Origin of the sequence: Virgibacillus salarius, assembly GCF_039521925.1 — a bacterium.
In the GTDB taxonomy this organism is placed as follows: domain Bacteria; phylum Bacillota; class Bacilli; order Bacillales; family Amphibacillaceae; genus Virgibacillus; species Virgibacillus salarius.
Genome location: NZ_BAAACY010000099.1, coordinates 80503 through 88863, shown reverse-complemented (window position 1 = coordinate 88863; position 8361 = coordinate 80503). Strand labels below are relative to the sequence as shown.

The 8361-nt window shown below is 38.7% G+C and carries 7 protein-coding genes; 6 read left to right on the top strand and 1 reads right to left on the bottom strand.

All coding sequences use genetic code 11. From position 1 onward, the window contains the following. Nucleotides 1–524: 524 nt before the first annotated feature. Complete coding sequence (locus ABDZ84_RS13375) at nt 525–1808, bottom strand: NCS2 family permease (RefSeq protein WP_026680853.1); 1284 nt, start codon at nt 1806–1808, stop codon at nt 525–527. 353 nt (nt 1809–2161) lie between these two features. Here ABDZ84_RS13375 and sdaAB point away from each other — a divergent pair, with 353 nt between their 5' ends. The 6 genes from sdaAB (at nt 2162) to fabD (ending at nt 8361) form a co-directional block, all read left to right on the top strand. Further along, entirely contained in the window at nt 2162–2824 is a 663-nt protein-coding gene (gene sdaAB / locus ABDZ84_RS13370; RefSeq protein WP_026680854.1) for an L-serine ammonia-lyase, iron-sulfur-dependent subunit beta, read from the top strand. A 26-nt stretch (nt 2825–2850) separates the two neighbouring features. Further along, nucleotides 2851–3726: an L-serine ammonia-lyase, iron-sulfur-dependent, subunit alpha gene (gene sdaAA, locus ABDZ84_RS13365; RefSeq protein ID WP_026680855.1), complete on the top strand. Its 876-nt coding sequence runs from the start codon at nt 2851–2853 to the stop codon at nt 3724–3726. A gap of 14 nt (nt 3727–3740) precedes the next feature. After that, on the top strand, nt 3741–5774 hold the full coding sequence (gene recG, locus ABDZ84_RS13360) for an ATP-dependent DNA helicase RecG (protein WP_121605236.1): 2034 nt from the start codon (nt 3741–3743) through the stop codon (nt 5772–5774). A 77-nt stretch (nt 5775–5851) separates the two neighbouring features. Then, a complete protein-coding gene (gene fapR, locus ABDZ84_RS13355; RefSeq protein ID WP_166529891.1) occupies nt 5852–6424 on the top strand; it encodes a transcription factor FapR in 573 nt (190 codons plus the stop codon). After that, complete coding sequence (gene plsX, locus ABDZ84_RS13350) at nt 6425–7426, top strand: phosphate acyltransferase PlsX (protein ID WP_026680858.1); 1002 nt, start codon at nt 6425–6427, stop codon at nt 7424–7426. Then, on the top strand, nt 7426–8361 hold the full coding sequence (gene fabD / locus ABDZ84_RS13345; protein ID WP_343781860.1) for an ACP S-malonyltransferase: 936 nt from the start codon (nt 7426–7428) through the stop codon (nt 8359–8361). Before plsX ends, fabD begins: the two co-directional genes overlap by 1 nt.

The following is an 8361-nucleotide window of genomic DNA, read 5'->3' as shown; positions in this document are numbered from 1 at the left end:
CATTGTAAAAAAAGTCAACCTATTACTTATGACAAGAATTGTTGCACCTTCTCATAGCGGAGACTAATTATGTAGACTCCTCCGGGATTAGCGCGAGCCGAAAATCCACTTTGCAACGTGTTCTTCTTTGCAAAGTTAGTTGAGGCCGTGCCCGCCGAAAGCGAAGTAATTAGTCGGAGCATTGCCAATATACATCAAACATTTCAAAATAACTACTTGGCTTAACGCAGTCATTGCACTGATTTTATACTTTCTTAACTTAGAACAAAAGCGCTAGCGCCCGATTAGAAACGTAATTACTGGAGTGAGCCAATGGAGATAAAGGAAATCACGGTGAGCTTGCGAGCCAATGAGGACTTAGATTAGGGCGATTCATGAAGTCGCTACGTTTCTGGGTGCTGGAGCTGGACGCGGCTCAACACGCCCATATGTATACACAGACTCAAATTCTATAATTTCCTAGACTATAAAAAAAGGGGTACCCCTTTCGTCATTTTTACGTGACTTTTGGGATATCCCTTTTTTTATATTCCGATAATCTTCATGATGAAATCAAACAGGAACAAACCAGATATTACGATTAGTGCAGCCGATAACTCTCGATGTTTTCCAATTGCGATTTTTACAATTGGATATGCAATGAACCCAAAAGCCATACCATCAGCAATGCTGTAGGTGAATGGGATCATTACAACTATGAGTAGAGCTGGTATACATTCTGATAGGTTATCTAATGGTAGATATCGAATGTTTTGGGTCATCAAAAAGCCTACAATAATTAAGATAGGGCTTATAGCTGTATTTGGAATCATTGTTATCCAAGGAATAAGGAAAAGTGTTGCTAGAAACAATACTCCGGCAACGAGAGCTGTTTTTCCAGTTCTTCCTTTGGAAGCAATAACAGCAGCATTTTCTGCAGCAGAAACAGTTGGCGATGTCCCTAAGAAAGCACAGGTTAACGTTGAAAAAGCAGTCACTTGATAGGCTTTTGAGTACCTATTTTCTCGTTTTAACATCTCCAGCTGACCATGTAATAAACCCATGTTCTCAAAAATAAGGATCATCGATAAAGGGAATACCGCTAGCCAAAATGATAACTCATCAATTGCTGAAAATGAAGGCAGAAATAGCATTTCACTCCATGTAATATTTATTGCTTCGTTTCCAGTTTCTATGGTTCCAGCAATGAAAGCAAAAATAGTACCAGCAAACATGGTAAGCAGGAAATTAGCCGGGATATTTTTTACGAATAAGAATATGGCTAGAAACAAAGTCAATAAACTAACAATAACGGTAGCAGAGCTAAAATCACCAATCGCAATGATGGTATTTTCCCCGCTAATAACAAGTCCACTTTTTTCTAGCCCAATTAAGATTAAGAAAAAACCCAAACCAACAGTGATTGCATGTTTCAGTGAATTGGGAATAGCATCTCTTAACAATACACCTAACTTACTAAAAGCTGTTATTAAAAAAATAATAGCAGCTACAAGCACAACAGCTAAGCCTTCTTGAAAATGCAATTCCGTGCCTTCCACGATAGAGTATGCAAACAATGCGTTAATCCCCATACCTGGAATGATGATGAGCGGAAGTCTGCCGATGATTCCCATCAGTACTGTTCCAACAAAACTTGCGAGAATGGTTGCAACCATACCACTTTCAATGGACAACCCTGCTTCACTAAGGATAGACCCATTCACAACAACAATATACATTGTCGTTAAATAGCCTATCAGACCAGCAATAAACTCATTTTTAAAACTTGAGTTCGGCTGTAAATTATGCTGGTGTTTCTTATCAGGCATATGAACTCCTCATCGTATCTCCTGTCCCTCTCCCACCCGATTATAAACGTATAATCCACAAATTTTAATTATAGATCTTATAAACATGGAAGTCAATGTATTACAGGACATGGATAATGAATAAGAATAGCATTTGTAGTGGATTCAAAATTATTCGGATAACATGTATAAATAATAGCGATATACATGTTATCATACTTACAAGGTAATAATGGAAATGATTAATATCGACTTTTTTGTTATAATTTACTATGGAAGCTTAGGGGTATAAAATTGACTTGTTATTGGAATGAATACCCTTACTTTAAAAGATTGTAAAACTGTGTAAACCTAAAACTAGGCGGTGGATAGCTATGAAATATAATTCTGTTTTTGATATTATTGGGCCGGTTATGATAGGCCCTTCTAGTTCTCATACAGCAGGTGCAGCGAGAATAGGTAAGGCAGCACGTACGTTATTCGGAAAAAGTCCGAAGTGGGCAAAGATATATTTATATGAATCTTTTGCAAAAACGTATAAGGGGCATGGTACTGATTTTGCTTTAGCTGGTGGCCTACTTGGATTTGAAACGGATGACACCCGTATGAGTAATGCGTTGAATATCGCAAAGGAAAGAGATTTTTATATTGAATTTATTGAAGATAGCGCAGCTGTCGATCACCCGAATACAGCTAGAATAGTTCTTGGCAATGAAACTGATACGCTTGAACTGGTCGGTGTTTCGATTGGTGGAGGAAAAGTGGAAATCACTGAATTAAATGGCTTTGAATTGCGGTTATCTGGAAATCACCCTGCTATTTTAATTATGCATAACGATCGCTTCGGAGCGATTGCTTCTGTTACAACAATACTTGCCAAACATCAAATTAATATCGGACATATGGAAGTGAATCGGAAGGATGTCGGTAAGGAAGCGTTAATGGTCATTGAAGTAGACCAAAATGTAGATGACGACGTGCTACATGAATTGGATAACGCTGAACACATTATTCAAATTTCCAAAATTGTCAGCTAGTGTTTTAACAAGAGAGGTGGAATTATATGTTTCGTACAGTGAAGGAATTAGTAGAGATTGCTGAAAATGAAAATATCTTAATTTCAGAAGTAATGATTCGGCAGGAAATGGAAGTTAAAGAAAAAACGCGTGAAGAAATATATGGAGAGATGGAGAAAAACCTACAAGTAATGGAAAACGCCATCGAGGACGCTTTGAAAGGTGTTGAATCAGTTACGGGGTTAACTGGTGGCGATGCGGTATTAATACAAAATTACATGAAAGAGAAAACTCCTTTATCTGGAAATTTACTACTTGATGCAGTTAGTAAAGCAATGGGTACAAATGAGGTTAACGCTGCAATGGGTACAATATGTGCTACTCCAACTGCTGGGAGCGCGGGATGTGTACCTGGCACATTATTTGCAGTTAAAAATCAGTTGCATCCTACACGTGAGCAAATGATTCGTTATTTATTTACTGCAGGCGCATTTGGGTTTGTCGTTGCAAATAATGCCTTTATTTCCGGTGCGGCAGGAGGATGTCAAGCAGAGGTTGGTTCAGCGGGGGCAATGGCTTCAGCTGCGATCGTTGAAATGGCGGGCGGCACTCCTCAGCAGTCTGCTGAGGCATTTGCTATGACATTAAAAAATATGCTTGGCCTTGTTTGTGATCCTGTTGCAGGTTTAGTAGAGGTTCCCTGTGTAAAACGAAATGCTGGGGGGTCCTCACTAGCAATTGTATCTGCTGATATGGCGTTGGCTGGTGTAACGAGTAGAATACCATGCGATGAAGTGATTGGCGCTATGTATCGAATTGGGAAACAAATGCCTTCAAGTCTTCGTGAGACTGGTGAAGGTGGATTAGCCGATACACCAACTGGTCGTTTTCTAAAAGATAAACTATTTGGGATTACAAGTTAGAAAGAGTGATTCACATGTTACGTGAGCCTGTAACAAACTTAAAAGGCATCGGCGATAAAATGGCAGAAGACCTTGCACTGATGCATATCTATTCGATTGAAGATTTATTAAATCATTTTCCTTATCGCTATGATATTTTCGAAATTAGGCCTCTTAGTGAGTTAATTCATGATGATAAAGTTACGATTGAGGGAAGGGTGATTCATGATCCTTCTCTTACTTTTTATGGCAAAAAAAAATCAAGACTTACCTTTACCCTCGAAGTTGAACAGGTTGCTGTTAAAGCAGTTATGTTTAATCGAGCTTTCGCTAAGAAACAAATTCATCAGGGGGACACGGTCACATTAACTGGGAAGTGGGATGCCCATCGTTTGCAAATTACGGTTAGTAATTATAAGAAGGGCCATGCCAATCAACAGGCAGAAATTCAGCCTATCTACTCTGTTAAAGGCAATATAACTAATGTTAAGCTGAAGAAATTAATTCAACAAGCATTGAAGGCTTGTTCCACGGAAATAGAAGAATTGTTACCAAATAGATATCTAGCAAGTTATAAAATACCTACTCGTAGTGAAGCTTTTACGATGATGCATTTTCCTAAGCATAGAGTAGCATTAAAGCATGCTAGACGGAGATTTATCTATGAAGAATTTTTACTATTTCAACTAAAAATGCAGCTACTTCGCAAGTTGAAACGTGAGGCAACTGTAGGAAATGCGCAACATTATAATTCAGATCTTGTTCAGGCATTTATTGCAAGTTTGCCATTTGCTTTAACAAATGCACAAGAAAAATCGTTAAATCAAATTCTATCCGATATGAAGTCTCCCTACAGAATGAGTCGTCTTTTACAAGGGGATGTAGGCTCGGGAAAAACAGCGGTTGCTGCAATATGTTTGTATGCTTCACTTACGGCAGGTAAACAAGGTGCGCTAATGGTACCTACAGAAATTTTAGCAGAGCAGCATTTCCAATCACTAGTTGAATTGTTTGATGATAAAGTGAATGTTACGTTATTAACTGGCTCTGTAAAAGGTAAAAAAAGAAAAGCAATAACTGAAGGTATTGAGAAACATGAGATAAATATTGTCGTAGGGACGCATGCGCTGATTCAAGAGGATGTCATTTTTGATGACCTTGGATTTGTGATAGTAGATGAACAGCACCGTTTTGGTGTAGAGCAAAGGCGTATCTTACGTGAAAAAGGTCTTCAGCCTGACGTATTATTTATGACAGCAACCCCAATCCCTAGGACTTTAGCTATTACAGCATTTGGCGACATGGATGTATCCGTCATTGATGAGATGCCTATGGGCAGAAAGGAAATTGAGACATACTGGGTAAAAGAAAATACGCTGGATCGTGTGCTTCATTTTATCCATAAACAAATTTCTCTCGGAGAACAAGCATATATTATCTGTCCTCTCATTGAGGAGTCCGATAAATTAGATATTCAAAATGCCGTAGATGTATATCAACAGCTACAAGCGTTCTACCCAGAAGAAATAAAAATTGGTCTCATGCATGGTAGGTTGCCAACAGAAGAAAAAGATGCTGTAATGAAACAATTTGCTGATAATGAAGTACAGATTCTAGTATCGACAACAGTTGTAGAAGTTGGTGTTAATGTACCGAATGCAACAGTTATGGTTATTTATGATGCTGAGCGGTTTGGACTATCACAACTCCATCAATTGCGGGGAAGGGTTGGACGAGGTGCTAAACAAAGCTACTGCATTTTAATTGCCGACCCAAAAGGAGAAACAGGAAAAGAACGTATGCGGATTATGTCTGAAACAACCGATGGATTTGCTTTGTCTGAAGAGGATTTACGATTGAGGGGACCAGGGGATTTCTTTGGAAGGAAACAGAGTGGTGTACCCGAATTTAAAGTAGCTGATATGATTCATGATTATCGAGCTTTAGAAACAGCACGAAAGGATGCGCAGAACATCATTGATGAAAACCTGTTAGAAGATGATCCGGAATTCCGTTTACTGCAGCAATATGTAGAGGAAAATTCCGTTTTTAACGAGAAATTAGACTAAGAAATATTTGCATAAACAAGCAAGGTATTATATATTACTATTAGGACCAAGTCATAAAAAATATGGACGGTGCAAGCATGAAACGACCAAAATCTGATCGACAACGATTATTAAAAGAGACAATTGAAAAGACACCTTTTATTACAGATGAAGAATTGGCAAAACAATTCTCTGTCAGTATCCAAACGATCCGGTTAGATCGGATGGAGCTTTCTATTCCTGAATTAAGGCAGCGGATTAAATCAGTTGCTACGAACCAATGGAATGAAACTGTTAAAGCATTACCACTTGAAGAAGTAATTGGAGAAGTGGTTGACTTGGAATTAGATAATCGGGCAATCTCAATTTTAGACATTGGTGCGGAGCATGTATTCTCGCGTAATAAAATTGCCCGTGGTCATCATTTGTTTGCTCAGGCAAATTCTCTTGCTGTTGCTGTGATTAATGATGAATTAGCTCTAACTGCTAAATCAGAATTGAAATTTACACGACAGGTTAAAGAAGGCGAACGCGTGGTTGCGAAGGCTGTAGTTGAAGGAAAAGAGAAAGGACTTACGATTGTTCATGTTAACAGCATTGTAGAAAATGAAACAGTGTTTACTGGTATTTTCCATATGTATCAACCTAATGAACAAAAAGGAGAACAATAAATGAAACTTGCAATAGATGCCATGGGTGGCGATCATGCACCAAAAGCTGTAGTACTTGGAGCGATGAAAGCTGTCTCTGAGATTGACCAACTACATATTACCCTAGTTGGGGATGAAGCGAAGATAAATGAGTACTTAACAGATACTAAAAATATTGATATTTTACATACAACAGAAGTAATTACTTCAGAAGATGAACCTGTACGTGCGGTTCGCAGGAAAAAGAAGGCGTCATTAGTCTTAATGGCCCAAGAGGTAAAAGAAGGTAGAGCCGATGCTTGTATTTCTGCTGGAAATACGGGAGCATTAATGAGCGCAGGTCTCTTTATCGTTGGTAGAATTACAGGCATTGAGCGCCCTGCTCTAAGTCCGACATTACCCACTTTAGATGGGCAAGGATTCCTGCTATTGGACGTAGGTGCAAATGTTGATGCGAAGCCGAATCACCTATTACAATACGCGTTAATGGGTTCTATTTATGTCGAGCAAGTGCGCTCTATTACCAATCCTAGGGTAGGGTTATTAAATGTTGGAACCGAAGATGGGAAAGGGAATGACCTTACTAAAAAAGCGTTTCACCTTTTGAGTGATACGCCAATTAATTTTATCGGCAATGTCGAAGCGCGTGATTTGTTAACTAACGTTGCAGATGTTGTAGTAACTGACGGATTCACTGGTAATATTGCATTAAAAACAATTGAAGGAACTGCCGGGGCTATGTTTTCCATGCTTAAAGAGACATTTATGTCATCTGTAAAAACGAAAATTGCCGCTGGTATGATTAAAAACGACTTGAAAGGATTAAAAGCAAAACTAGATTATGCAGAATATGGCGGGGCAGGATTATTCGGATTAGCAGCACCAGTTGTGAAGGCGCATGGTTCATCTGATTCAAACGCCATATATAATGCAGTTAAACAGACGTGTCACATGGTTAATAACCAAATTACGGAAACGATTAAACAAACGATTGAGACAATGAATTTGGAGGGGGACAAATAATGAAGCAGGTTGCCTTCATGTTTCCTGGGCAAGGGTCCCAGACAGTAGGAATGGGAAGAGAACTATATGAAGCATCACCTAAGATCCAAAAACTCTTTGATGATGCAGATCAAATTTTACAAAAGAATCTAACAAAAATTATGTTTGAAGGGCCAAAAGAGGAACTCACAGAAACAGAAAATGCACAGCCGGCCTTATTATTAACAAGCATCGCTCTTCACACCATGTTATTAGATATGGAAGTACAGCCAGTAATGACGGTTGGTCATAGTCTTGGAGAATACAGCGCATTAGTAGCTGCTGGAGCTATTTCGTTAGAGGAAGCTTTGCCACTTGTAGCAACACGTGGAAAATTAATGGAGCAGGCTTTTCCAAAAGGACAAGGTACAATGGCGGCAGTGCTTGGGTTAGATAGTGAGACGATTCAAGCTGGGCTTAGTGAAATAAATGAAGAAGTTATAGATCTAGCTAATCTAAATTGTCCAGGACAAATTGTTATTTCTGGGTCAGTTAAAGGTATCGAGATGGCCAAAGAAATTTTAAAAGCGAAAGGTGCTAAACGCGTTCTTCCGTTAAATGTCAGTGGACCATTTCATTCTCGTCTTATGAAATCGGCTAATGAGGCATTTTCAGAGTACTTAAACAAGGTAACGATTAATGATGCAGCGATTCCTATCTACGCAAATGTATCAGCTTCACCAGTAAGGGAGAATGCTGAGATCAAAGAACTATTAATTAAACAACTGTATTCTCCTGTTCGATTTGAGGAATCAATTAGAAATATGATGGAGAAAGAAGTAGATGCATTTGTAGAAGTAGGAAATGGTAAAGTGTTAAGTGGTTTGGTGAAGAAGGTTAATCGAAATACTACTACGTTTGCTGTTCAAGATACTGCTTCATTAAATGACTTTATATCATGGTTTAAGGGGGATTAA